We start from the raw sequence: 19,142 nt of genomic DNA on the forward strand, positions 1-19,142 counted from the left end.
GAGTTGTGCGCGCGGTGAGTCCTGTACCCCCTCACCCGGATTGCGTCGGACGATGCTTGCATCGCCGGTGGCAATCCGACCTCTCCCCGCAAGCGGGGAGAGTTTCAGATTTGAGAAGAGTCCGAAAGAATGGCGATCACGCTCTCTGGCGATCAGGCACTCCCCGGCCCGCCCCTGTCGTCGCGGCTGACCCCGGCGCAGGTCTGGGGCATCATTCTGCTCGCGCCCTATCTGCTGGTTTTCCTGGCCTTCGTCGTCTATCCCGTCTGCTACGGGCTGTGGCTGGCGCGGGACCCTGCGAACTATGTCGCGCTGTACAACGATCCGATCTTTGCGCGCGCCGCGATCAACACGCTGATCTTCCTGGTCATCGGCATCAACGTCAAAATGCTGATCGCGCTGTTCCTGTCCGGCTTCTTCGCGCAGCAGCGCACCTGGATCAAATGGCTATCGGTGATCTTCATCCTGCCCTGGGCGGTGCCCTCGATCCCGACGATCCTGTCGGTGCGCTTCATGCTCAATCCCGAATGGGGCGTGATCAACCACCTCATCTTCTCCTTCACCGGCGATGACGGCCCGAACTGGCTGAACGACCCGACCGTGGCGCTGACCATGGCGATCGGTGTGCATATCTGGAAATCGCTGCCGTTCTGGACGCTGATCCTGATCACCGGACGCCTTGCGATTTCGCACGACCTGTTCGAGGCCGCCGAGGTGGACGGAGCGAGTTGGTGGCAGAAATTCCGCTACATCACCTGGCCGTCGATGCAGACGCTCTACGTGACCTGCACGCTGCTCTCGATGATCTGGACGCTGGGCGATTTCAACAGCGTCTACCTGCTCACCGGCGGTGGCCCGGCCGACCTCACGCACGTGCTGGCGACGCTCGGTATCCGCTATCTCCGGCTCGACCAGCTCTCGCTCGCGATGGCCTCCATCGTCTGCGCGATGCCGTTCGTCCTGCCGCTCGTGTATTTCATGATGAAACGGTTGTCGCGATGAAGCTTCCCTCTCTCCGTGACGTCGCGACGGAAGCGCGGCTGCTCCTGATCGGCATTCCCGTCTTCCTGTGGACGATGATCCCGATCTACCACATGTTCCTGTTCGCGATCTCGCCGAAGGAGGACGCGTTCTCGGGCAAGCTTTGGCCGGACCATCCGACGCTGCACAACTTCGAGATCGTGTTCAAGCAGCAGCACTACTTCCTGCGCGATTTCTACGTCCAGTTCTGGAATTCGACGCTGATCGCGGCCGCCGTCGGCGTGCTGACGCTGTTCATCGCCACCGCCGCGGCGTTCTCGATCTCGCGGCTGAGGGTGCCGGGCGGGCGCATGGTGCTGAACCTCGCGCTCTTCACCTATTTCATCCCCGCGGCGTTCCTCGCGGTGCCGATGTATCGCACCATGGGCAATTACGGCCTGCTCAACAATCACTGGTCGCTGATCCTGGCCATGGTGACGATCGCCTCGCCTTACGCGATCTGGGTGCTCAAGCAGGCCTCCGACAAGCTGCCGGTCGAGCTGGATGAAGCCGCGGTCATGGACGGCGCCACAACGATGCAGATCTTCCGCCTGGTCTATCTGCCGCTGATGATGCCCTCGCTGGTCGCGATCGGCACCTATGCGGTGCTGCTGGCCTGGAACGAATATCTCTACGCGTTCCTGCTGCTCTCGAACGACCGTGAGATCACCCTCCCCGTCGCGCTCGGCAACTTCCTCGCCGCCGACGACTCGCCGTGGGAGCTGCTCATGACCACCGGCTTCATCTACGCGCTGCCGCCGGCCGCGGTCTATTACGCCTTCCGCCGCTACATGGTGGGTGGGCTCACGGCAGGTGCGGTGAAGTCCTAGGCATCTACGGCGCGCTTCCTGCGACAGGAGAGCAGAAGCGCGATCTGGCGCCAGCGATTTCAAGGCCATTATCGGCGGCACGACCGACTTTCAGACGACGCTGTCGCGGGGCAGGATCTATGTTTTGCGGGCGGGCGCGGCAAGAGGGGTGTTGGGTGCCATGAGAGCGATGGCCGCTCACAGCGGCGCGGCGCTCTCGCCCTGCGAGCTCGACAGCTTCGAGGCCAGCGAGGCGATGACGATGACGACCGCGATCAGGGCGATCACCAGCGTGCAGATCGCGTTGATCTCGGGCTTCACGCCCAGTCGCACCTCCGAATAGATCCGGATCGGCAAGGTGGCCGAGCCGGGGCCGGTGGTGAAGCTCGCGATCACGAGATCGTCCAGCGACAGCGTAAAGGCCAGCATCCAGCCGGCAACGATGGCGGGCGCGATCAGCGGCAGCGTCACGGCCACAAAGGCCCGGACGGGGTCGCAGCCGAGGTCCATCGCCGCCTCCTCCAGCGAACGATCGAGCGAGCCGAGACGGGACTGCACGACGACCGCGACAAAGCACATCGTCAGCGTGGTGTGGGCGATCGTCACCGTCCAGAAGCCGCGCTCGGCGTTCAGCGCCACGAACAGCAGCAGGAGCGACAATCCGGTGATCACCTCCGGCATCACCAGCGGCGCATAGAGCATGCCGGAGAACAGCGTGCGGCCGCGAAACCGCTCGCCCCGCGACAGCGCCACGGCTGCGAGCGTGCCGAGCAGCGTGGCGATGGTCGCGGATGCAACCGCGACCCGCAGGCTCATCCAGGCCGCCTCGATCATGGCGCGGTCATTGAAGAACTCGCGATACCAGCGCAGCGACCAGCCGCCCCACACCGTCACCAGGCGCGAGGCGTTGAAGGAATAGAGCACGAGGATCAGGATCGGCAGGTAAAGGAACGCCAGCCCCAGCGCCAGCGAGGCGATGTTGAAGCGGGACAGGCGGGTGACCTTGCGCATCATCTCACCGCCTCTGTTCGAGTTGCCGCTTCTGCAGGCGCTCATAAAGCAATAGCGGCACCAGCAGAACGACGAGCAGCACGATGGCTGCCGCGGAAGCGACCGGCCAGTCCTTGTTGGTGAAGAATTCGAGCCACAGGGTCTGACCGATCATCAGCGAATTGGAGCCGGCCAGGAGATCCGGAATGACGAATTCGCCGACGATGGGGATGAAGCACAAGAGCACGCCGGCACCGACGCCGGGCAGCGACAGCGGAAAGGTGACGAGCCAGAACACCTGCCAGGGCGGCGCGCCGAGATCGGAGGCCGCCTCCTCCAGCGCCGGCTCCATCTTGGCGAGCGTGGCGTAGAGCGGCAGGATCATGAACGGCAGATAGGAATAGACGATGCCGATATACATCGCGGTGTCGGTGGAGAGCCACACCACTGGCTGGCTGACCAGATGCAGCGCCAGCAGGATCTGGTTGAGCAGGCCGTCGTGCTGGAGAATGTTGATCCAGGCATAGATGCGGATCAGGAACGAGGTCCAGAACGGCACGATCACCAGCACCATCGCCACCGCCTGCCAGCGTGTTGGCAATCGCGCCATGCCATAGGCGATGGGATAGCCGACCAGGAGCAGCAGGGCGGTGGCCGTGATGGCGACCGTCAGGCTGCGCACATAGGCAAACACGTAGATGTCGTCGGAGCCGAGCAGTTTGAAATTGTCGACCGACAACGAAGCGAATGCCGCCTTCAACGCCTCCCATCCCGCCGTCGGGTCGAACACGGGCTCGTAGGGCGGCTGCGCGATCGCGGTCTGCGACAGGCTGATCTTGAGCACGAAGGCAAACGGCACCAGGAAGAACAGCGCCATCCAGACATAGGGTGCGATCGCGGCAAAGCGCGCCGGCCGCGCGAAGATGCGACGGGAGCTCATGACGGCAGCACCACGCAATCGTCGGGCGTGAACCAGGCGACGACACGCTGGTTCATGCTGTAGGCGTCGGCGTCGATGCGTGCGCTGTTGGCGAGTGACGCCTGCAGCAGCCCACCGGTATCGAGCTTCACCTTGTAGGTGGTGGTGCCACCGAGATAGCAGATGTCGGCGATGACGCCGTCGAGGGCGTTGATCGCGCTTTCACGACCGGCCTCGCTGACCGGCGCGCGTCGCGACAGCTTGACCTTCTCGGGGCGGATCGCGACCGAAAATCTTCCCGCGCCGACCGGCTCCCGCGGCTCGGCCACCACCAGCGCGCCCGCGTCACGCGTGCCAATGACCAGACGATGACCGTCGCGCAATTTGGACTCGCCGTCGAACAGATTGATGTCGCCGACGAACTCCGCGATCCAGCGCGAGCGCGGCGCCTCGTAGAGCTCGCGGGGGCTCGCGACCTGGGCAAGCTTGCCTGCTTTCATCACCCCGATCCGGCTCGCCATCGTCATCGCCTCCTCCTGGTCGTGGGTGACGATGATGAAGGTCATGCCGAGCCGCCGCTGCAGTTCCATCAGCTCGCTTTGCGTGCTCTCGCGCAGCTTCTTGTCGAGCGCTGCGAGCGGCTCGTCGAGCAGCAGCAGTTGTGGCCGGCGCGCCAGGGCGCGGGCGAGCGCGACGCGCTGGCGCTGGCCGCCGGAGAGCTGGTCCGGCTTGCGCTTCTCCAGCCCTTCGAGCTTCACCAGCCCGACCATCTCCGCTACGCGCGTGGCGGTCTCGGCGCGCGCCATGCCGGCGCGCTTCAGGCCGAAGGCGATGTTGTCGCGCACCGACAGATGCGGAAACAGCGCGTAGTTCTGGAACATCATGTTGATCGGCCGCTCATGCGGCAGCGCCTGCGCAATATCCCTGCCACCCAGCAAAATGCGCCCCTCGTCCGGCGCCTCGAAGCCGGCGAGCATGCGCAAGAGCGTGGTCTTGCCGCAACCGCTGGGGCCCAGCAGCGCGAAGAACTCGCCGGCCTTGATATCGAGCGACACGCCGTCCACGGCCCGGAACGTGCCAAAGGTCTTGGCGACGCCCTCGATGCGTAGCAGCGGCTGGCCCGCGGCGGGATATGCATCTCCGGCGGCTGCATCCGCCGCCAAATTCGTTCCGGGCAACTCTTCCGCCATGATCCCTGCCAACCCCGATTCCGCCGCACGCTAGCGGCCGATTGGCCTTTGCTCAACCGCTACGGGGACGATCGTTCGCATCAAACCGCCATGAACGCAGCCAGCGCGTCACGGTCGGCCGTCGACATGGTCAGACCGAGCTTGGAGCGGCGCCACAGGACATCGTCCGGAAAGCGCGCCCATTCGTGGGTCAGGAGATAGCGCACCTCCGCGCCGGTCAGTTCGGGACCGAAGGCGGGGCCGAGTTCCTCGCGGCTCTTGGCCTCGCCGAGCACGGCGGACAATCGAGAACCATAGGCCGCAACCAGGCGCTGGGCCTCTGGCTCCGAAAGGAAGCGCCAGCGATCGCGCGCGAGGTCGACCTCGGTGTCGAAACGATCCCAGGCGAAATCGCCACCGGGCAGCGCAGCGCCGGCGGTCCAGGGCGGCGACATCGGATAGAACGGGGTCAGCTTCGTCACCGCCCGCTCCGCGCGCAGGCGCGAGGTGGTGACATCGCCGCCGAACATCGTCAGCAGCGGCGCCTTGCGCCGGCGCGCGTGGAACAGCGTCGCGCCCTCGCGCCCGCGCGCGGACGCCAGCGCCAAATTGACGCCCGAGACGGTCCGGACCACGTCGGTCGGGGCAACGCGTTCGCGGAAATAGCGGCTCGCGGCCTCGCAGAGATAGCTGACATCGGCGCCCGGCATCGCGACGATGGCGGGGTCACCGGTGAAAGCGTGCGTGACCGTGCCGATCAGCGTGAAGTCGCGCTCGAAGGGCCGGGCGAAGATCAGCCGCCCGTCATTGTTCTGGAAGACATAGACGTTTTCAGAATCGAACAGGCGCGGCACGACGATCTGGCTCATCTGCATGGCCGCCATCGCCGGTTGCGGCTGACGCAGCACGGTGTCCGCGACCACCGCGGTCCAGGCGCCGGTGGCGTTGGCGAGCGCCCGCGCGGTGACGATACGGCGATAGCCACGATCGATCACCGCGAGCCGCCAGGTGTCGGTTCGATCGGCACGGACGCAGCGCGCCCCGGTCCGGATCGCCGCGCCACGTTCGGCGGCATCAAGCGCCGTGAGTACCACCAGGCGGGAATCGTCGACGACGCAGTCCCAATATTCGAACGCCGTGCCGAACGGACGTCTCAGCGCGTTCCCGACCGGATGATGGGTGATGTCGAGAGTCGCTGACGGCGGCAGACCGCCCCGGTTGGTGAGGCCGTCATAGACGTAGAGACCGGCGCGCAACAGCCACGGCGGACGCTCGTCGGAATGCGCAGGAATCACGAAGCGCATCGGCCGGACCAGGTGCGGCGCGATCCGGAGCCAGATCCGGCGCTCTGCGAGCGCCCGGCGCACCCGCCAGAAGCCGCGGCGCTCCAGCACCGACAGGTCGCCATGGATCAGCCGCGGCGTCGCCGACGACGCAGCGCCGGCGAGATCGCCCTGTTCGAACAGAATCACGCGCAGACCGCGCCCGGCCGCATCGCGCGCCAGGCTGACACCGTTCAGGCCGCCGCCGATGATCGCAAGATCGTAGTCCGCCATGAAACCGTCGAGAGCGAGCGAAAAACCGCTTAACCCTCACTAGAGCCATTTCCGTTCCGATGAAATCGGAACGGGGCTCTGGATTCCTATTTTGATGCGCTTTCTTGACGCGAACCGGTCTCCACTTCGCTGGAAAACGCTCTAGCCGGCCTTGAGCGCAAGCTCCATGGTCTCGGCGCGGCCGACGAGATCGCCGTATTTGCCGATCGGCAGGGGCTTGCCGAGCAGATAGCCCTGCACGCCGTCGCAGCCCTCCTTGGCGAGGAAGGCAAGCTGTTCGAGCGTCTCGACGCCCTCGGCGATGATCGACATTTCGAGACCGTGGCCGAGATCGATCACGGCGCGGACGATCGCTGCCGATTGCGGGTTGCGGCCGAGATTGATGATGAAGGCGCGGTCGATCTTGATCTTGTCGAACGGGAACGCCTGGAGATAGCTCAGCGAGGAATAGCCGCTGCCGAAATCGTCCATCGAGATGCGAACCCCGAGCGCCTTGAGGCGACGCAGCAGCGCCAGGCCGCGATCAAAATCCTCGATCAGCACGCCCTCGGTGATCTCGAGCTCGAGCCGGCCGGGGGCAAGGCCGGTCTCGATCAGGATGGAATGGACGAGGCCAACCACATCGCCGTGCATGAACTGCGCCGGCGACAAATTGACCGCGACCTGGAGCGGCTTCGGCCAGGACGCCGCCTCGCGGCAGGCCTCGCGCAGGATCCACTCGCCCATCTCGACGATCAGGCCGCTCTCCTCGGCGATCGGGATGAATTCGGCCGGCGAGACCTGGCCGCGCACCGGATGCTGCCAGCGCGCCAATGCCTCGAAGCCGATGATGTCGCTCTCGGCGACGCTGTGGCCCGCGGCACCTTGCGGCTGGAACGCGAGCGAAAGCTCGCCGTTCTTGATCGCCATCGAGAGGTCCTGGTGCAGCACGCGGCGATCGCGGATCTGCTGGTCCATCTCCGGCTGGTAGAGGCTGATCGTGCCGCGCGACTTCTGCTTGGCACGGAACAGTGCCGCGCCGGCATTGGCCAGCAGCGAGGCGCCATCCGCGCCATTATGCGGAAAGATCGACATGCCGGTGGTGATACCGGCACGGACCGGCCGCCCATCGATCTGGAACTCCTGCGCGACGGCATCGCCGATCTGCCGCGCGAGCGCGAGGCCCGCTTCCGGCTGCTTGCCGTCGATGATCAGGCCGAACTCGTCGCCGGACAGGCGCGCCACCACGCCGCCCCGCGCGGAGTCCTGGAGCCGCTGGGCCACCTCGACCAGGAGCTTGTCGCCGAGCGCATGGCCGAAGACGTCGTTGACCTCCTTGAGCCCGTCGAGGTCGACGCAGAGCACGGCGAACTCCTCGCCGGTGCCTTCGCAGGCCTCGATCATCTGGGTCAGCGCCTGCAGGAAGGCGGCGCGGTTCGGCAGATCGGTGAGACCGTCGTGATAGGCCATGTGCGCCATGCGCGACTCGGTCTGCCGGCGGTCGGTGACGTCTTCATGGGTCTTGATCAGGTATTGCGGCTCGCCGCCGTCGCTGAGCACGGTGGCGCGGCGGGTCAGGAACAGCCGTAGGCCGTCCTTGGTGGAGATCGGGTGTTCCTCGGTGATCATCCCGCGCTTCTTGATCGCCGCCTCGTCGCGGGCGATGATCAGCTTGGCTTCCTTTGGATTGAAGATGTCGGACGCGGTCAGGCCCGTGGCTTCCTCGCGACGCCGGTTGAGGATCGTCTCGGCGCTGCGGTTGGCGAGTAGGTAACGACCGTCCTCGACCTGCTCCACGATCAGCGCGACCGGGATGTTGTCGACGACGAGCTCGAGGAATTTCTTGGTGCTTTCCAGCTCCTGCGACAGCGAGCGGCGGTCGGTGATGTCATCGAACACCAGCAGCAGGAATTCCGGCTTGTTGCTCTCGCTGCGGACGACGATCCGGATCGAAGCCACCATGCGCCGCTCGCCGCCGCGGTCGACCTCGAACTCATTGCGGAACTGACCATCCGGCGCCTCCAGCGCCGCCCGGTCGGCCGCCTCGATGCTCGCTGCCGAGCCCGGCGCAAACAGCTCCCGCGCATTCCTGCCGACGGCGTAGTCCCGCGACAGTCCCCAGAACCGCTCGCAGGCGCTGTTCGCGAAGATATAGCAACCATCGTCGATGTTCTTCGCAGCCACGCAGGCCGGCACATGGTCCAGCACCGATTCCAGGAACTGCTTGGTGGAGGCGAGCTGCCGCGACAGCTTGCGCTGGTCGCTGACGTCGAGATGAGTCGCCACCGATCCGCCGTTCGGCAGGATGAAATATTTCACCAGGATGGCCCGGCCGTCGGGCAACTCGGTGATCAGCCCGTTGGGGCTTGCCGCCTTCTCGTAGAATTCGTCGTCCGAGACGCCGAGGACGCCTCGCTTGCGCCTGAGCTCGAGGATGTCGTGGCCGTTCATGCCGGCCCACAGGTCCGAGCGGGTCAGGCCGTAAATGTCGAGATAGCGGTCGTTGCAGAAGATGATGCGCCGCTGCGCATCGGTCATCACCACGCCCTGGTTGAGATTGTTCATGGCGGAGGAGACGAAAGCGTTGCGCCGCAATTGCAACCGCCTCGTCCGGCGCAGCGCCGAATGGACCCACAGCGCGACAGCCGCCAGGAACGCACAGACGACGATGCCCGCAATCAGCACTTCCCAGATCAGGTTGGGATCGAGTAGGCCGATGTAGCTCGCCGGGGCGAGGCCGTCCGAGAGCGCAAAGGCGCGCGCAGGCGCGACCGCGCTGGCCAGGCACACGACGGCCTGCACAGCAATCGGAAGCGTGCTGCCCTCGTGCCAGTTCTTCTCAGCCATCAGCCACCCGCGATTTCAATGTCGGATTGTCTGGCCTCGCGGGTTTGGATCGGGTAAACGCCTGTACGCGCAACAGAAAAATGCGACGCCAAATGAGCCAATTGCCCTGACATGATAAATGCCTCCTTAATGGAAAACGGCCCCTGGCCCGCGTTCTCAGGTCCAATTCCACCGGCGCTTCCAGCGGACGTCCTGCACAACCATGGATAAGGTCGACTGCATCGTCATCGGAGCCGGCGTGATCGGACTTGCGGCGGCCCGGAGGCTCGCGAAGGCCGGACGCGAGGTCATCGTGCTCGAGGAAGCCGAGGCAATCGGCACCATCACCTCTTCGCGCAACAGCGAGGTGATCCATGCCGGCATCTACTATCGCGCCGGGAGCTGGATGGCGCGGATGTGCGTCAGCGGCAAGCACGCGCTCTACCGCTACTGCGGCGAGCGGGGCATCCCGCACAAGAATTGCGGCAAGCTGATCGTCGCGACCAATGCGAAGGAAACCGAGAAGCTGCAATCGATCAAGGCGCATGCAGAGGCCAATGGCGTGCTCGACATGCAGCTGCTCACGGGTGAGGCCGCACGCGCGCTGGAGCCAGCGCTGGCCTGTGACGCCGCGCTGCTCTCGCCCTCGACCGGCATCATCGACAGCCACGCCTACATGCTCTCGCTGCGCGGCGAGGCCGAGGAAGCCGGCGCCGCTTTCGCGTTTCACACGCCACTGGTCCGCGCCAAGGCCGCGGCCGGCGTGATCGAGGTCGAGGCCGGCGGCGAGGCGCCGATGACGCTGCAATGCAGCCTCCTCGTCAACGCTGCGGGACTCTCGGCGACGACCGTCGCGCGCAACATCGAGGGTATGCCGCTGGATCGGATTCCGCCGGCCTATCTCGCCAAGGGAAATTACTTCAGCTGCAGCGCCAGGGCGCCGTTCTCGCGCCTGATCTATCCGGTGCCCGAGCCCGGCGGGTTAGGAGTGCATTTGACGCTGGATATGGCAGGGCAGGCGCGTTTCGGTCCCGATGTCGAGTGGATCGAGACGATCAACTACGAGGTCGACCCGTCACGCGCCGAGCGCTTCTATCCGGCGATCCGCAAGTACTGGCCGACGCTGCCCGACGGCGCGTTGATGCCGAGCTATTCAGGCATCCGCCCGAAGATCGTGCCGCCGGCGGTGGCCACACAGGATTTCCTGATGCAGGGGCCGCGCGATCACGGCGTCGCAGGCCTGATCAACCTGTTCGGCATCGAATCGCCGGGACTGACGTCGTCGCTCGCGATCGCCGATCACGTCGCCGAACTCGCAGAGATCTAGCCCACGCGCAACGATGCGCGCGCGTTGTCGTGCCTCGCAGCAGGGATGAGCGCAAAGGCTCCCATCCCTGCCTGAGAGGGTACGATCAACTCAACACTGTTACGGGGATTGCTAGTGGAGCGTATCGCCTTGCTTCAGACGCTCGATCTGGTCCTTGACCATCAACTTCCGGCGCTTCAACTCAACAATTTGCAGGTCGTCTGTTGAAAGGTGCACGAGAGCTTCGTGCAATTCGTTTTCGAGAAGTTTGTGTTTCCGCTCCAATTCAACCAGATGTGCCTGAATTGTCATTCGAAACCTCCTCGGTAGGGTTGAACCTCAGGATTCGATCCGGACGGCGAAGTCTACATCACCGATTCGTTCTGTCGATGGGTATCCGTCGTCGCAATGTCATTTTTGAAAATTCATATGTAATGAAGCGTGAGTACGGAACTCTGCGGGAAAAATCCATGATATCAATGCGCTCGCGCAGCGCCGCAGCGAACCGTTGAATATCTTGCGAGAGATCGGTGCGCGACAGCCCGAGATCGCTTGCGGTCACGCCGCGCAAGGACGATAATTTCCACAGGGCATCCACAGCCCAGATCCCACGCCTATCGGTTTTCGGCCACCGCAGACATGACCCATGAAGACGAGCGTGAGCTCGAAGCCGAGCTCACCCGGTTGCAGCAGGAACACCGAGATCTCGACGCCGCGATCGATGCATTGCATCAATCGCCTGCCCCCGACCTATTGCGGTTACAGCGGCTGAAGAAGCGCAAGCTGTTGCTGCGCGACCGCATCGCGTTCATCGAAGACCAGATCACGCCCGACATCATCGCCTGATCGCGTCCCGCGCGACGGTGACGCCGTGCCTGAATCCGCTTGACTCGAAAAGAACAAAATAGGAACATCCCTGCGCCCGACACCCCCAGGAAACGCTCAAGGGAAATGCCCAAGGGAAACCCAAAGGGAAAACCCCAAGAAAGTTCCCAAGGATAACTCACGAGGAACAACGCAGATGCCGGCACCCGCGCTTTTGGACAACAGCCATTATGAACAGGCCTGCGATCAGGCGATCGCGATGTGCGACGGCAATCTGCGCAGCACCATCAAGGCGCTGATCATGGCCAACGAGTATCTGGAGGCAGAACTGGAAGAATTGCAGGCGGCGATCTCCGCCGGCTGCATTGCCGAGACCACACGCAGCAAGGTGCGGAGCAAGAGCAGCGCCGCTTGACTTTCAACATTGGAGCAACGCCATGTCGGATGTGACCTATTACGTTGCAATGCCCTTTTTGATCGATGCCGACGGATCTCCCGTCGCAGGCGCGGCGGAGGAGTGTCAGTCCTCATCGGCAGCACTGCGGCGCGCTGAGATCCTCGCGCGCGTTGCCGGCCATATCGGCGCGGTCGCCTTCAGCCGCAGCGGCGATCCCATGACCGGCGAATTCGGCGACGCGACGCTGCTGCGCAAATTCGGCAACGTGCCGGAAGATCTCGCCACGCTCTAGCATCAGCTGCTGATGAGCCTGATCCGCGGCTCATGCCGGCGATGCGCCTTGCGCACATACATCGCCGCATCGGCCTCCTCCAGGGCGCGGCCCGCATCGGAATGCGGACCGAGCAATGCGACGCCGGCAGAGGCGCCCGCCGTCACGTGCTGCCCGCGGAAGTCGAAGGACAATTCGTCGATCGCCTGCTCGAGGGTCGCGGCCTTCGCCTTGGCATCGGTCTCGTTGAGATTCCACAACAGCAGCGCGAACTCGTCGCCACCAAGCCTGCCGACCACGTCGGAGGCACGGATCTGCCGCGTCAGCGTCGCGACGATCGTCTTGAGCACCTCGTCGCCGGCGGCGTGGCCGTAGGAATCGTTGATCGGCTTCAGCCGGTCGACATCGAGCACGATCAGCGCGCCGCTGGCGCGATACCGCTTCATGTAGGCGATGGCGCGCGTGAGCTCGCGCTCGAAGCCGCGCCGGTTCGGAATCTCGAGCAGGAAGTCGGTGTCGGCGGCTGCCTCGAGTTCCGAGATCCGCAGCAGGGCCGTCTTGAGCTTGGCCTTGAGGTCGCGAATGGTCGCCTTGCTGTTGCCGGCAACCGGCACTGTACGCGAGGCCAACCTGGCCGGGCGATTCGAGACGGCTTTGGATCGACCGGCGCTGGTTTTCCGGCCCTTTTTGGCCTTCGCAGCGCTCGCCCTTTTTGGTTTCTTCATGGGCATCCTGCTCAATGAAGGCTTGCGGGGATTCACCAAGACAGGATAGTGCATTCCCTTCTCCTTGCCACCGCCTTGCGAGCCGCCGGCCGGAACCGTTAATCTGGCCTATGTTTCTGCTTTCCCGAGCACAATTGACGTCATGACCGCGCCGATCGCCATTATCATGGGAAGCCAGTCGGATTGGGACACGATGCGGCATGCCGCCGAGACGCTCGACGCGCTCGGCGTCGCCGCCGAGACCCGCATCGTTTCGGCCCACCGTACTCCCGACCGGCTGTTTGCCTTCGCCAAGGGCGCCAAGGCGGCGGGCTACAAGGTCATCATCGCCGGCGCCGGCGGCGCTGCGCATCTGCCGGGCATGGCCGCGGCACTGACGGAGCTCCCGGTCTTCGGCGTTCCCGTCGAATCGAAGACACTCAAGGGCATCGATTCGCTTTATTCCATCGTGCAGATGCCCGCGGGCGTCCCGGTCGGCACCCTCGCCATCGGCAAGGCCGGCGCGATCAACGCGGCGCTGCTTGCGGCCGCCGTGCTGGCATTGTCCGACCCGGCCCTGTCCGGCCGCCTCGCCGCATGGCGCAAGGCGCAGACCGACGCGGTTGCCGAGCGTCCGGAGGACAAGGCGTGACTGACGCAAAGCAGGTGAAGCTGAAGCCCGGCGACACCATCGGAATCCTCGGCGGCGGACAATTGGGGCGGATGCTGGCGATGGCTGCGGCGCGGCTCGGCCTGCGCTGCCAGGTGTTCTCGCCCGATCCGGATTCGCCGGCCTTCGACGTCGTGCTCAACGCGACCTGCGCCGAATATGCCGACGTCGAAGCGCTGGAGCTGTTCGCCCACGACGTCGACGTCATCACCTATGAATTCGAGAACGTGCCGGCGGCCGCCGCGATGGTGCTGGATGCGCGCCGCCCGGTGCTGCCCAATCGCAAGATCCTCGAGACCACCCAGGACCGGCTCGCCGAGAAGGATTTCGTGACGAAGCTCGGCATCGGCACTGCGGCCTATGCCGACGTCACCTCCGTCACCTCGCTGCGCGAGGCGATCCTGAGGATTGGCCTGCCGGCGGTGCTGAAGACCCGCCGCTTCGGCTATGACGGCAAGGGCCAGGTCATCATCCGCGACGGCGACGACATCGCCAAGGTGTGGACCAGCCTTGCCACCAAATCGGCGATCCTGGAGGCCTTCATCCCGTACGAGCGCGAGATCTCGGTGATCGCGGCGCGCTCGGCCACAGGTGAGGTCGAGTGTTTCGACGTGACCGAGAACGAGCACCGCGACCACATCCTGAAAGTGTCGCGCGCGCCGGCGCCGATCCCGGACGCGCTCGCGGACGAGGCGCGCAACGTCGCGAGCAAGATCGCGACGGCGCTCGACTATGTCGGCGTGCTGGCGGTGGAGATGTTCGTGCTCGCCAACGGCACCGGCTCGAAGGTGCTGGTGAACGAGATCGCCCCGCGCGTGCACAATTCCGGGCACTGGACGCTGGACGGCGCCTCCGTCTCGCAGTTCGAGCAGCACATCCGCGCCATCGCCGGCTGGCCGCTCGGCAAGCCGGTGCGCCATGGCGAGATCGTCACCATGACCAATCTGATCGGCGACGAGATCAACGACTACGACAAATGGCTGACGGTCCCGGGCGCGACGGTGCACATCTACGGCAAGGGCACACCGCGCCCCGGCCGCAAGATGGGCCACGTCACCGAAGTCCGGCCCGCCAAGGAGAAGTGAGCGGGACGGCAGCAGAGGCTGCAATCCCGCTTGGCGATCACGCCGTCTTCACGCCCGCGACCACGCCCGCGGGCTCCTCGCTGAGCCAGCGATAGACCACCCCGCCGAGCGCACCGCCGATCAGCGGCGCAACCCAGAACAGCCAGAGCTGTGCCAACGCCCAGCCGCCGACGAACAGCGCGGGGCCCGTGCTGCGTGCCGGATTCACCGACGTGTTGGTGACGGGAATGCTGACGAGATGGATCATCACCAGCGCGAGCCCGATCGCGAGCGGCGCGAAGCCCGCAGGGGCGCGGCCGTGGGTGGCGCCCATGATGACGAACAGGAACATCATCGTCATCACCACCTCGGTGATGAAGCACACCACCATGCCGTATTGGCCGGGCGAATGTGCGCCAAAGCCGTTCGACGCAAAGCCCTTGGTGACGTCGAAGCCCGGGGCGCCGCTGGCGATCACATAGAGCAGTGCGGCCGCAACGATCGCGCCGACGACCTGCGCGACGATATAGGGCAGGATCTGTCCGGTCGGAAAACGGCCGCCGGCTGCAAGACCGACCGTGACCGCCGGATTGAGATGGCAGCCCGAGATGTGGCCGATGGCATAGGCCATGGTGACCACGCTGAGACCGAACGCCAGGGACACTCCGACCAGACCGATTCCGACCTGGGGGAAGCCGGCCGCGATCACTGCGCTGCCACAACCTGCGAATGTGAGCCAGAAGGTGCCGATAGCTTCGGCAGCATATTTTTTCATATCCATTGTCGTCCCCTGATTTCAAAGATTCCGGAACAAAGCTCCGGTCGCGGCCCACCAAGGGCGCCAAACCGCCAAATCAGGGTCGCGCAGGGCCATTTTCGCCTCATTTAATGGCTGAACTTGGCCCGAAACACCTCTTGGCAGGTGGACATCTCAGGTTTTGTCTGATACATCCGCGCGCTCAAGGTTAAGGGCGCCGGGCTTTTTGCCATTCCCTTTGACTTACCAGAATTCAAATCGATCCACTGAAGAGGATGCCGCGTGCAGGTTCTCGTTCGCGATAACAATGTTGATCAAGCCCTCAAGGCGCTGAAGAAGAAGATGCAGCGCGAGGGGATTTTCCGCGAGATGAAGCTCCGCGGTCACTACGAAAAGCCCTCCGAGAAGAAGGCCCGTGAAAAGGCCGAGGCCGTGCGCCGCGCGCGCAAGCTGGCCCGCAAGAAGCTGCAGCGCGAAGGCCTGCTGCCGATGAAGCCGAAGCCGGTGTTCGGCGCCGGCCCCGGTGGCGAGCGTGGCGGTCGTGGCGGCCCGGGTGCAGGTCCGCGCGGACCGCGCTGATCTTTCCGGATTTACCAGACTCCAGTTTTCGATGACGCGGGCCCAGAGCCCGCGTTATTATTTTATAGCGGTGCCTTTCTGGGATGGGGCACTCCGATGCGGCACTAAAGCGCGATGAGGTTGATCATCGCGCTTTAGATTGTTGTTTGAGCATGATCTTTTCGGAAAACCGCGACACACTTTTCCGATCATGCTCTAGCGCGAGCGAACCGTAGATGGCCTCCCCTCTCCCCGAGCGCCGCTTGGCGCGACGACGCCTGATCTTGCGCCAGCCGCTCGCGCTGACTTTGATGGGAATTGCGCTGTGCGGCTGCTCCTTCGACCTGGGATCCTTGATGCCGGAGAAGGAGAAGCCGCAGGAGGCTCCGAAGGCGGCGGCGACTGCCGAGAGCGCGGTGAGCGCCGGCAACGTCACCGAAGCCCAGGCCCATACCGCAAAGGCCCAGTCCCTCGCCAGGTCAGGCGAGACCGCGGCGGCGCTCGACGAGTTCAACCGCGCCGTCGGGCTCGATCCCTACAATGCGCAGGCGCTCTATGGCCGCGCGCTGATCTACCAGGGCAACAGCCAGCACGATTTCGCCATCGCCGATTTCAGCGCGGCAAGCGGGCTCAACCCGCAGAAGGCCGAGCCGCTGCTCGGCCGCGCCACCAGCTATCTGGCGCTCGGCAAGGTCAAGGAAGCCGCGGCCGACCTGGATGAAGCCTCCGAGGCCGATCCGCACAATCCCCAGGTCTGGACCGCGCGCGGACAGGCCTATGAGCGGCTCGGCGACAGGGCCAAGGCGGCGGCGTCCTACAACAAGGCGGTTGCCCTGCGTCCACGCGACGATGCCGCCCGCAGCGGCCTCGCCCGCGTCGGCGGCTGACAGCGGGGTGGCTTAATCGGGGGTAGCGCTCTTCGGCAGGACGGAGTGGAACATCGACTTCATGCCCGACAGCATCTCGTCCGCGACGTTGGTCTTCTTCGGCCGGGGCATGGCCCCATCGGCATCGGCACGGAGGTCGAGCGGCGGCGCAATCACCGGCACGGGAATGTCAGCCGGCGGCGTGATCCGGTTCGGGTCGTCACTGCCGACCGAGGCCGTGTAGGACGGCGGCGAACCGGCATTGCCATACGCCTCGGTTGAGGGCGTGGACACCGTGATCGGCGGCGGCAGCGGACGGACCACGGACGGCTCCGTCGTGACGACACGCGGGGCCTCGGGGACGCGGGTGGCTTCGCGCACCGCGGGCTCGGGGCTCCGCTCGACCGGCCTGGTCTCGGCGGCTTTGGCTTCGGCAGCCTTTTCGGCAGCCTTGCCCTCAGGCGACTTGCGAAGACGCTCGATGGCGGCACGCGCCAGATCGTTGGCGTCGGGGGTCGCAGCCGGGGATGCAGCGGCCGGCGCAGAACTGGCCTCCACCACCGGGGCGGTGGCTGTCGGGGTCGACTTCGCGGCCGCCTTCTCGCGCGACGGGCGGCCGTGCGGGGCGGTCTCAGTGGGAGCTGTGTCCGCAGCCTTGGTCTCGGGCTTGTCGGCAGGCTTATCGGCCGCGGTCTTGTCCGTCACGCTCTTATCGGAGACGCTCTTCTCGGAGACCCCCTTGGCCTTGACGCCGGGCCCGGGAAGTTTGGCGGTGTCCGTCGGCTTGGCGTCCCTGCCGGCCTCGGCAGGCGCAACGACGGCCGCGGGGGTATCCGCCGCCGGCTTGGCATTGATGTAGTGGTTAACGATGTAGGCCCCGATGATCGTCGCGAGCACCGAGGGGAAAATATCCATCGAGATTTTAGCGAGGTATTTCAGCATTTCTCGGCCACTCCCCGCGCGACCAGATGCGGGAACTTTGGGGCATTGTAAGGGATCAACTGCGACGGATCGATGGCAAAGGTAACCCTACGCCTTCAGCTCGATCTCAAGGAACACGATCTCAGTTGAGGTTTCGTTAAGTACGTCGTGCTGAACGCCGGCCTTTCGGAAGTAGGATTTTCCGGCCGCAAGCTGCGCCTTGGAGCGCTCGCCGCCAGGTGCCACGATGGTCATTTCGCCGGCGACGACGGGAACGATCACGTAGTCCATCCCATGGGTGTGGTGCCCGGTCGCGCTGCCGGGGGCGAGCCGCCATTCGGTTACCCGGACCTCTTCGTTGTCGATCTGGACGTCGGACTGGGCGGCAAGCATCGGAAACCTTTCCTGGGACGGAGCGCTTCAGGGCACGAAAACCATGAACACGTAGACGGCAAATACCACCATATGGACCAGGCCGAACAGGACATTGGTCCTGCCCGTACCGAAGGTCAGCATGCTCAGGAAGAAGGTCAGCAGCAGAAGCACGCTGCCCTGCGCGCTGAGGCCAAGCTCGAGCTCCTTGTCGAGCGCGTAGGTGGCCACACCGACGGCGGGGATGGTCAGGCCGATGGTCGCCAGCGACGAGCCGAGCGCGAGATTGATGCTCTTCTGGAGATCGTTCTTGCGGGCCGCCGCGATGGCCGCGACGCCCTCGGGCATCAGGATCAGCAGCGCGACCAGAAGGCCGGCGAAGGCCGGCGGCGCGCCGATCCTGGCGCCGACGGCATCGACCACCAGCGAGAATTTCTTGGCCAGCAGCACGACCGCCAGCAGCGAGATCAGGAGCAGCGCCACGGTGAGCGCGAGCGCTCGGACCGACAGGTGCACCGCCCCGCCCTCACCCTCCGCCCGTTCATGAACGAAGTAATCCTTGTGCAGGACGGTCTGGGTGTAGAGGAACACCGCATAGAGCGCGAGCGTGACGACGTCGACGAAGCCGAGCTGAACGGACGAATAGACCGGTCCCGGCGTGGTGGTCGTGTAGTTCGGCATGATCAGCGTGATGGTCGCGAGCGCGAACAGGACGCTGAGATAGACGTTGGCGCCGGAGAGCTGAAAGCCCTGCTCGCGATAGCGCAGGCCGCCGATGAAGATGCAGAGCCCGACGAGGCCGTTGCAGACGATCATGACCACGGCGAACACGGTGTCGCGTGCCAGTTCCGGCGCCGGCTTTTCGCCCAGCATGATCGTGGTGATCAGCGCCACCTCGATGATGGTCACCGAGAGCGTCAGCACCAGCGTGCCATAGGGCTCACCGACCCTTTCGGCGATCACCTCGGCATGATGAACGGCGGCGAACACCGTGCCGAACAGGATGACCAGAAGGACGATGGCGAAGACGAGGCCGGCCAGCGACAGCGTGAAGACGTAGCCCGTCACGCTGACGGCAACGAACAACAGCACGGCCAGCGCCGGAAAGATCCAGGCCGACCGGGGCATCGGACTATGCGCGCTCATCCACTGGCTCCAGTTGT

At 64.9% G+C, this 19,142-nt stretch carries 22 protein-coding genes; 10 read left to right on the forward strand and 12 right to left on the reverse strand.

The window, feature by feature from the left end; all coding sequences use genetic code 11:
• Positions 1–129: 129 nt before the first annotated feature.
• Positions 130–1,002: a carbohydrate ABC transporter permease gene (locus ACRQ5Q_RS36415; RefSeq protein WP_439370412.1), complete on the forward strand. Its 873-nt coding sequence runs from the start codon at positions 130–132 to the stop codon at positions 1,000–1,002.
• Positions 999–1,850 (forward strand): carbohydrate ABC transporter permease, encoded by an 852-nt coding sequence (locus ACRQ5Q_RS36420; RefSeq protein WP_439370413.1) that lies wholly within the window; start codon positions 999–1,001, stop codon positions 1,848–1,850. Before ACRQ5Q_RS36415 ends, ACRQ5Q_RS36420 begins: the two co-directional genes overlap by 4 nt.
• Positions 1,851–2,027: 177 nt before the next feature.
• Here ACRQ5Q_RS36420 and ACRQ5Q_RS36425 read toward each other — a convergent pair whose 3' ends face one another.
• The 5 genes from ACRQ5Q_RS36425 to ACRQ5Q_RS36445 form a co-directional block, all read right to left on the reverse strand.
• Positions 2,028–2,840 carry an ABC transporter permease gene (locus ACRQ5Q_RS36425; RefSeq protein ID WP_439375692.1) on the reverse strand — a complete coding sequence of 271 codons (813 nt, stop codon included), beginning with the start codon at positions 2,838–2,840 and terminating at the stop codon, positions 2,028–2,030.
• 4 nt (positions 2,841–2,844) lie between these two features.
• Positions 2,845–3,759 (reverse strand): ABC transporter permease, encoded by a 915-nt coding sequence (locus ACRQ5Q_RS36430; RefSeq protein ID WP_439394696.1) that lies wholly within the window; start codon positions 3,757–3,759, stop codon positions 2,845–2,847.
• On the reverse strand, positions 3,756–4,928 hold the full coding sequence (locus ACRQ5Q_RS36435) for an ABC transporter ATP-binding protein (RefSeq protein WP_439394698.1): 1,173 nt from the start codon (positions 4,926–4,928) through the stop codon (positions 3,756–3,758). Before ACRQ5Q_RS36435 ends, ACRQ5Q_RS36430 begins: the two co-directional genes overlap by 4 nt.
• Before the next feature lie 80 nt (positions 4,929–5,008).
• Complete coding sequence (locus ACRQ5Q_RS36440) at positions 5,009–6,463, reverse strand: glycerol-3-phosphate dehydrogenase (RefSeq protein WP_439394700.1); 1,455 nt, start codon at positions 6,461–6,463, stop codon at positions 5,009–5,011.
• Between the two features lie 141 nt (positions 6,464–6,604).
• Positions 6,605–9,289: a sensor domain-containing protein gene (locus ACRQ5Q_RS36445; protein ID WP_439394701.1), complete on the reverse strand. Its 2,685-nt coding sequence runs from the start codon at positions 9,287–9,289 to the stop codon at positions 6,605–6,607.
• Positions 9,290–9,491: 202 nt separating this feature from the next.
• On the opposite strand from ACRQ5Q_RS36445, the gene ACRQ5Q_RS36450 reads away from it, so the two are divergent.
• Positions 9,492–10,595, forward strand: a complete 1,104-nt coding sequence (locus tag ACRQ5Q_RS36450; RefSeq protein WP_439370417.1) for an NAD(P)/FAD-dependent oxidoreductase — start codon at positions 9,492–9,494, stop codon at positions 10,593–10,595.
• Positions 10,596–10,706: 111 nt separating this feature from the next.
• Here ACRQ5Q_RS36450 and ACRQ5Q_RS36455 read toward each other — a convergent pair whose 3' ends face one another.
• Entirely contained in the window at positions 10,707–10,886 is a 180-nt protein-coding gene (locus ACRQ5Q_RS36455) for a YdcH family protein (protein ID WP_025034152.1), read from the reverse strand.
• Between the two features lie 58 nt (positions 10,887–10,944).
• Positions 10,945–11,172 (reverse strand): hypothetical protein, encoded by a 228-nt coding sequence (locus ACRQ5Q_RS36460; RefSeq protein WP_439394702.1) that lies wholly within the window; start codon positions 11,170–11,172, stop codon positions 10,945–10,947.
• A 41-nt stretch (positions 11,173–11,213) separates the two neighbouring features.
• Here ACRQ5Q_RS36460 and ACRQ5Q_RS36465 point away from each other — a divergent pair, with 41 nt between their 5' ends.
• The 3 genes from ACRQ5Q_RS36465 to ACRQ5Q_RS36475 all read left to right on the forward strand — a co-directional run bounded on the left by ACRQ5Q_RS36465 (position 11,214) and on the right by ACRQ5Q_RS36475 (position 12,088).
• Positions 11,214–11,420 carry a YdcH family protein gene (locus tag ACRQ5Q_RS36465; protein ID WP_018641547.1) on the forward strand — a complete coding sequence of 69 codons (207 nt, stop codon included), beginning with the start codon at positions 11,214–11,216 and terminating at the stop codon, positions 11,418–11,420.
• A gap of 175 nt (positions 11,421–11,595) precedes the next feature.
• Complete coding sequence (locus ACRQ5Q_RS36470; protein WP_439370420.1) at positions 11,596–11,814, forward strand: hypothetical protein; 219 nt, start codon at positions 11,596–11,598, stop codon at positions 11,812–11,814.
• Positions 11,815–11,836: 22 nt separating this feature from the next.
• Positions 11,837–12,088 carry a hypothetical protein gene (locus ACRQ5Q_RS36475; RefSeq protein ID WP_439370421.1) on the forward strand — a complete coding sequence of 84 codons (252 nt, stop codon included), beginning with the start codon at positions 11,837–11,839 and terminating at the stop codon, positions 12,086–12,088.
• 2 nt (positions 12,089–12,090) lie between these two features.
• On the opposite strand, the gene ACRQ5Q_RS36480 is transcribed toward ACRQ5Q_RS36475, so the two are convergent.
• On the reverse strand, positions 12,091–12,792 hold the full coding sequence (locus ACRQ5Q_RS36480; RefSeq protein WP_439370422.1) for a GGDEF domain-containing protein: 702 nt from the start codon (positions 12,790–12,792) through the stop codon (positions 12,091–12,093).
• A 142-nt stretch (positions 12,793–12,934) separates the two neighbouring features.
• Between ACRQ5Q_RS36480 and purE the strand changes: the two genes are divergently transcribed.
• Positions 12,935–13,423, forward strand: coding sequence for a 5-(carboxyamino)imidazole ribonucleotide mutase (purE, locus tag ACRQ5Q_RS36485; RefSeq protein WP_439394704.1), 489 nt, complete (start codon positions 12,935–12,937; stop codon positions 13,421–13,423).
• Positions 13,420–14,526, forward strand: a complete 1,107-nt coding sequence (locus ACRQ5Q_RS36490; RefSeq protein ID WP_439394706.1) for a 5-(carboxyamino)imidazole ribonucleotide synthase — start codon at positions 13,420–13,422, stop codon at positions 14,524–14,526. The genes purE and ACRQ5Q_RS36490 overlap by 4 nt, the downstream gene beginning before the upstream one ends.
• A 37-nt stretch (positions 14,527–14,563) precedes the next feature.
• Here the strand turns inward: ACRQ5Q_RS36490 and aqpZ are convergent, their stop codons facing one another.
• Positions 14,564–15,286: an aquaporin Z gene (gene aqpZ / locus ACRQ5Q_RS36495; protein ID WP_439394708.1), complete on the reverse strand. Its 723-nt coding sequence runs from the start codon at positions 15,284–15,286 to the stop codon at positions 14,564–14,566.
• Positions 15,287–15,544: 258 nt separating this feature from the next.
• Between aqpZ and rpsU the strand changes: the two genes are divergently transcribed.
• Both rpsU and ACRQ5Q_RS36505 read left to right on the forward strand, forming a co-directional pair.
• Positions 15,545–15,841 (forward strand): 30S ribosomal protein S21, encoded by a 297-nt coding sequence (gene rpsU, locus ACRQ5Q_RS36500; protein ID WP_027545547.1) that lies wholly within the window; start codon positions 15,545–15,547, stop codon positions 15,839–15,841.
• A gap of 215 nt (positions 15,842–16,056) precedes the next feature.
• A complete protein-coding gene (locus ACRQ5Q_RS36505) occupies positions 16,057–16,707 on the forward strand; it encodes a tetratricopeptide repeat protein (RefSeq protein WP_439370426.1) in 651 nt (216 codons plus the stop codon).
• 12 nt (positions 16,708–16,719) lie between these two features.
• On the opposite strand, the gene ACRQ5Q_RS36510 is transcribed toward ACRQ5Q_RS36505, so the two are convergent.
• The 3 genes from ACRQ5Q_RS36510 to ACRQ5Q_RS36520 form a co-directional block, all read right to left on the reverse strand.
• Entirely contained in the window at positions 16,720–17,628 is a 909-nt protein-coding gene (locus ACRQ5Q_RS36510; protein ID WP_439394710.1) for a hypothetical protein, read from the reverse strand.
• Positions 17,629–17,715: 87 nt separating this feature from the next.
• Positions 17,716–18,000: a cupin domain-containing protein gene (locus tag ACRQ5Q_RS36515; protein ID WP_439394711.1), complete on the reverse strand. Its 285-nt coding sequence runs from the start codon at positions 17,998–18,000 to the stop codon at positions 17,716–17,718.
• 27 nt (positions 18,001–18,027) lie between these two features.
• Positions 18,028–19,125: a calcium:proton antiporter gene (locus ACRQ5Q_RS36520; RefSeq protein ID WP_439394713.1), complete on the reverse strand. Its 1,098-nt coding sequence runs from the start codon at positions 19,123–19,125 to the stop codon at positions 18,028–18,030.
• Between the last annotated feature and the right edge of the window lie 17 nt (positions 19,126–19,142).

The organism is Bradyrhizobium sp. PMVTL-01 (assembly GCF_051861855.1).
Classification (GTDB): Bacteria; Pseudomonadota; Alphaproteobacteria; order Rhizobiales; family Xanthobacteraceae; genus Bradyrhizobium.

What these genes read in the sequence shown, in the direction of transcription:
- ACRQ5Q_RS36415 (WP_439370412.1), top strand. Translation starts at nt 130, where the DNA reads ATGGCGATCACGCTCTCTGGCGATCAGGCACTCCCCGGCCCGCCCCTG.
- ACRQ5Q_RS36420 (WP_439370413.1), top strand. Translation starts at nt 999, where the DNA reads ATGAAGCTTCCCTCTCTCCGTGACGTCGCGACGGAAGCGCGGCTGCTC.
- ACRQ5Q_RS36425 (WP_439375692.1), bottom strand. Translation starts at nt 2,840, where the DNA reads ATGCGCAAGGTCACCCGCCTGTCCCGCTTCAACATCGCCTCGCTGGCG.
- ACRQ5Q_RS36430 (WP_439394696.1), bottom strand. Translation starts at nt 3,759, where the DNA reads ATGAGCTCCCGTCGCATCTTCGCGCGGCCGGCGCGCTTTGCCGCGATC.
- ACRQ5Q_RS36435 (WP_439394698.1), bottom strand. Translation starts at nt 4,928, where the DNA reads ATGGCGGAAGAGTTGCCCGGAACGAATTTGGCGGCGGATGCAGCCGCC.
- ACRQ5Q_RS36440 (WP_439394700.1), bottom strand. Translation starts at nt 6,463, where the DNA reads ATGGCGGACTACGATCTTGCGATCATCGGCGGCGGCCTGAACGGTGTC.
- ACRQ5Q_RS36445 (WP_439394701.1), bottom strand. Translation starts at nt 9,289, where the DNA reads ATGGCTGAGAAGAACTGGCACGAGGGCAGCACGCTTCCGATTGCTGTG.
- ACRQ5Q_RS36450 (WP_439370417.1), top strand. Translation starts at nt 9,492, where the DNA reads ATGGATAAGGTCGACTGCATCGTCATCGGAGCCGGCGTGATCGGACTT.
- ACRQ5Q_RS36455 (WP_025034152.1), bottom strand. Translation starts at nt 10,886, where the DNA reads ATGACAATTCAGGCACATCTGGTTGAATTGGAGCGGAAACACAAACTT.
- ACRQ5Q_RS36465 (WP_018641547.1), top strand. Translation starts at nt 11,214, where the DNA reads ATGACCCATGAAGACGAGCGTGAGCTCGAAGCCGAGCTCACCCGGTTG.
- ACRQ5Q_RS36470 (WP_439370420.1), top strand. Translation starts at nt 11,596, where the DNA reads ATGCCGGCACCCGCGCTTTTGGACAACAGCCATTATGAACAGGCCTGC.
- ACRQ5Q_RS36475 (WP_439370421.1), top strand. Translation starts at nt 11,837, where the DNA reads ATGTCGGATGTGACCTATTACGTTGCAATGCCCTTTTTGATCGATGCC.
- ACRQ5Q_RS36480 (WP_439370422.1), bottom strand. Translation starts at nt 12,792, where the DNA reads ATGAAGAAACCAAAAAGGGCGAGCGCTGCGAAGGCCAAAAAGGGCCGG.
- purE (WP_439394704.1), top strand. Translation starts at nt 12,935, where the DNA reads ATGACCGCGCCGATCGCCATTATCATGGGAAGCCAGTCGGATTGGGAC.
- aqpZ (WP_439394708.1), bottom strand. Translation starts at nt 15,286, where the DNA reads ATGGATATGAAAAAATATGCTGCCGAAGCTATCGGCACCTTCTGGCTC.
- ACRQ5Q_RS36505 (WP_439370426.1), top strand. Translation starts at nt 16,057, where the DNA reads ATGGCCTCCCCTCTCCCCGAGCGCCGCTTGGCGCGACGACGCCTGATC.
- ACRQ5Q_RS36510 (WP_439394710.1), bottom strand. Translation starts at nt 17,628, where the DNA reads ATGCTGAAATACCTCGCTAAAATCTCGATGGATATTTTCCCCTCGGTG.
- ACRQ5Q_RS36515 (WP_439394711.1), bottom strand. Translation starts at nt 18,000, where the DNA reads ATGCTTGCCGCCCAGTCCGACGTCCAGATCGACAACGAAGAGGTCCGG.
- ACRQ5Q_RS36520 (WP_439394713.1), bottom strand. Translation starts at nt 19,125, where the DNA reads ATGAGCGCGCATAGTCCGATGCCCCGGTCGGCCTGGATCTTTCCGGCG.